Origin of the sequence: Sphaerotilus sp., from assembly GCF_041083715.1 — a bacterium.
GTDB lineage: Bacteria > Pseudomonadota > Gammaproteobacteria > Burkholderiales > Burkholderiaceae_C > Sphaerotilus.
Map to the genome: position 1 here is coordinate 1 of NZ_JBFPGY010000059.1, position 3,885 is coordinate 3,885.

Consider the following 3,885-nt stretch of genomic DNA (forward strand, 5'->3'; position numbering starts at 1 on the left):
TGATCGGCCGCACCGACAGCTCGTCCGCCCGCCCCGACGCCGCCACCGCGCTGGCCGTGAGCACCGCCTGCCCGTAGCGGGCGCAGACCAGATCGATGATGGACGCGACGCTGGACACCTCCCACGCGATGTCGAGCGTCAGGCCGACCAGCATCGCCTGCGTGTCGAGCAGGCGCCGGATGACGTGCGCACGCTCGGGCAGCACCAACCGCACCGCCGCCAGCTCCGCCAGCGGCACCGGCGCACGCGCCTGCAGCTCGCCGGGCGCCAGCCGCTGCACCAGACACAGCCGCTCCTCCAGCACCGGCGTGATCTCCAGCGACGGATGCGCCTCGGGGTTGTAGAGCAGGCCCAGATCGACGCGGCCCGAGGTGATCCACTCCGTGATGTGCGTCGACAGGCCCTCGACGATCGCCAGCTGCGCCTGCGGCATGCGGCGCTGGAAACCGTCGATCAACGGCATCGTGAGCTGCCGGCCGATGGTGGGCGGCAGGCCCACGGTGATCCGGCCCAGCGGCTCATCCCGGGTCGCGGCCATCTCGTCACGCGCCAGTTGCACCCGCTGCAGGATGCCGACGCTGTGCTCGAACAGACGCTGCCCTGCCTCGGTCAGCACCACGCCGCGGCCGTTGCGCAGCAGCAGCGTCTCGCGCAGCTCGATCTCCAGCGCCCGCACCTGCCGGCTCAGCGCCGACTGCGCGATGTCCAGCACCAGCGCGGCCTTGCTGAAACTCTGGTGTTCCGCGACATGCACGAAGTAGTCGAGTTGCTTGAGGTCCATGGTGGCGCCAGGGTGGGCAGTCGGATGCGGGACGTCAGTATGCCGGCCGGCACAGCCTGATACGCTCGGCCCCTTCTCCCTCACCTGCCCCAGACGGTTGCACCATGTCCACCCTGACCTTCGACGACAACGAAACCCTCGAAGCCGCGCGCCAGCGCAATGTGCGTGACGCCCTCCACGAAGACATCGGCCGCTGCGACTGGACCGCGATGCTGGTCCCCGGCGAGCGCCAGGTGCACGCCCGCGTGATGGCCAAGGAACATGGCGTGCTGTGTGGCCGGGACTGGTTCGACGCCTGCGTGCTGGCCTGCGACCCGGCGGCACAGGTCGAGTGGTTCCTGTCGGATGGCGACACCTTCACCGCCACCACCGAGGTCTGCCGCATCCGCAGCAACGCCCGTGCCCTGCTCGGCGCCGAGCGCTCGTCGCTGAACTTCCTGCAGATGCTCTCGGGCGTGGCCACCGTGACACGCAGCTATGTGGACGCCATCGCCGGCCTGTCGCCCAACCCCCGCGGCTGCCTGGTGCTCGACACGCGCAAGACGCTGCCGGGCCTGCGCCAGGCGCAGAAGTACGCGGTGCGGGTCGGTGGTGGTGCCAACCAGCGGCTGGCGCTCTGGCACGGCATCCTGATCAAGGAGAACCACATCGCCAGCGCAGGCAGTGTGGCCGGTGCACTGCGGGCGGCCCAGGCGCTGCACTCGGACGTCACCATCCAGATCGAGGTCGAGAACCTCGCCGAGCTGCAGGAGGCGCTGCAGGCCGGCGCCACCAGCGTGCTGATCGACGACTTCTCGTTCGACGACATGCGCGCCGCCGTGGCGCTCAACGCCGGGCGGGCGCTGCTGGAAGTCTCCGGTGGTGTGGACATGACCACGGTCCGCGAGATCGCCACCACCGGCGTGGACCGCATCTCGATCGGCCGGCTGACCAAGGATGTGCACGCGATCGACCTGTCGATGCGCGTGCTGGGCTGAGCGGAGCTACACCGCCAGCGTCTGCCGCACGGCACGCGCCCACTGCGCCATCAGCGTCTCGGCCCGGTCGCGCGCCATCGTCGGCAGGAAGCGGCGCTCCACCCGCCACTGCGCGGACAACTCGTCCCGGCTGCGCCAGACGCCGCTCGCCAGTCCGGCGAGGTAGGCCGCACCGAGTGCCGTCGTCTCCGTCACCTGCGGACGCACGACCGGGATGCCGAGCAGATCGGCCTGGAACTGCATCAGCAGGTCGTTGACGCAGGCGCCGCCGTCCACGCGCAACTCGGTCACGGCTGCGCCGCCGTTGGCCACCGCGTCGCGGCTCATCGCCTGCAGCAGCGCGGTGCTCTGGAAGGCGATGCTCTCCAGGGCCGCGCGGGCGATGTGCGCGATCGTCGTGCCCCGGCTCAGGCCGACGATGGCACCTCGGGCATCCGGCTGCCAATAAGGTGCGCCCAATCCGGTGAAGGCCGGCACGAACACCACGCCGCCCGCGTCCGGCACGCTCTCGGCCAGTCCCTGCACCTCGCCGCTGCCGCGGATCGCGTTCAACCCGTCGCGCAGCCACTGCACCACCGCGCCGCCGATGAAGACGCTGCCTTCGAGCGCGAACTCCGGTGTGGCGCCCGTCTGTGCAGCGCTCGTCGTCAGCAGGCCGTTGTGCGACACGGGATGCTGCGTGCCGGTGTGCATCAGCAGGAAGCAACCGGTGCCGTAGGTGTTCTTGGCCAGCCCGGCCGTGAAACACGCCTGGCCGAACAGCGCGCTCTGCTGGTCCCCCGCGATGCCGGCGACCGGGATCGGTGCGCCGAACAGGTCCGGCTCGGTCTCGCCGTAGACGTGGCTCGACGGCAGCACCTGCGGCAGCACGCTGTCCGGGATGTGCAGCAGGCCGAGCAGGTGGCTGTCCCAGCGGTTGTGGCGGATGTCGAACAACATCGTGCGGGACGCGTTGCTCACGTCGGTGGCGTGCACCCGCCCGCCGGTCAACTGCCACAGCAGCCAGGTGTCGACCGTGCCGAACGCCAGTTCGCCCCGGGCCGCCGCCAGGTGCGCGCCGGGCACGTGGTCGAGCAGCCAGCGCAGCTTGGTGCCGGAGAAGTACGGGTCGATCACCAGCCCGGTGCTGGCGCGGATCTCGTCGGCGCGGCCCTCGTCGCGCAGGCGGGCACACAGCGGCTCGGTGCGCCGGTCCTGCCAGACGATGGCGTTGTGCAGCGGCCGGCCGGTGCGGCGGTTCCACAGCAGCGTGGTCTCGCGCTGGTTGGTGATGCCGATGGCGGCGATGTCGCGGGCTGTCAGGCCAGCCGCCGCCAGCGCCTCGCGGGCGGTGGCGAGCTGCGAGGACCAGAGTTCGTCCGGATCGTGTTCGACCCAGCCCGGCTGCGGGAAGATCTGGCGGAACTCGCGCTGCGCCTGCGCGACGATGTGGCCGCGCTCGTCGAAGACGATGCTGCGGGAGCTGGAAGTGCCCTGGTCGAGGGCGAGGAGGTACGGCATGGGGAAAGTCCTGTTCCTTGCGGGCCGCAGCGTCAGGCGATCTCGCACTGGAGGCCGGCATCGGCCAGCAGGGCGGGAAACGGCTCGGGTGGCGCGCTGTCGGTGTAGAGGCGGTCGAGATCGGCGAAGCGGGCCACTTCGACCATCGCCGGGCGGTTGAACTTGGCGTGGTCGGCCGCGAGCCAGACCTCGCGCGACTGGGCGATGATGGCCCGCGCCACCGTCACCTCGCGGTAGTCGAAGTCGCGCAGCGTGCCGTCCGCCTCGATGCCGGAGATGCCGATCAGGCCGATGTCCACCTTGAACTGGCGGATGAAGTCGACCGCCGCCTCGCCGATCACACCCCGATCCCGCGGACGCACGACGCCACCAGCCACGATCACCTCGCAGTCCGGGTTGTCGCACAGGATGCCGGCCACGTTCAGGTTGTTGGTGATGACCCGCAGGCCGCGGTGCTGCAGCAGTTCGCGCGCGACGGCCTCGGTGGTGGTGCCGATGTTGAGCAGCAGCGAACAGCCCTCGGGCACGGCGCGGGCAATGGCGCGGGCGATGCGCTGCTTGCCCTCGGCGTTGAGCGTCTCGCGCTGGCGGTAGGCCAGGTTTTCGGTGGTCGAGCCGGGCAGGCGC

The 3,885-nt window shown here is 70.7% G+C and carries 4 protein-coding genes; 1 reads left to right on the forward strand and 3 read right to left on the reverse strand.

All coding sequences use genetic code 11. The features are described 5' to 3' along the window. Positions 1-781 (reverse strand): LysR family transcriptional regulator (locus tag AB3X43_RS02865; protein ID WP_369428378.1); only part of this gene is annotated, 781 nt, incomplete at its 3' end. Positions 782-885: 104 nt separating this feature from the next. Between AB3X43_RS02865 and nadC the strand changes: the two genes are divergently transcribed. Next, entirely contained in the window at positions 886-1,758 is an 873-nt protein-coding gene (nadC, locus tag AB3X43_RS02870; RefSeq protein ID WP_369428379.1) for a carboxylating nicotinate-nucleotide diphosphorylase, read from the forward strand. A gap of 6 nt (positions 1,759-1,764) precedes the next feature. On the opposite strand, the gene glpK is transcribed toward nadC, so the two are convergent. Together glpK and AB3X43_RS02880 are read right to left on the reverse strand one after the other, a co-directional pair. After that, a complete protein-coding gene (gene glpK / locus AB3X43_RS02875; RefSeq protein ID WP_369428380.1) occupies positions 1,765-3,258 on the reverse strand; it encodes a glycerol kinase GlpK in 1,494 nt (497 codons plus the stop codon). Positions 3,259-3,290: 32 nt separating this feature from the next. Further along, positions 3,291-3,885: DeoR/GlpR family DNA-binding transcription regulator (locus AB3X43_RS02880; protein WP_369428381.1), on the reverse strand; the 595-nt coding region annotated here is incomplete at its 5' end.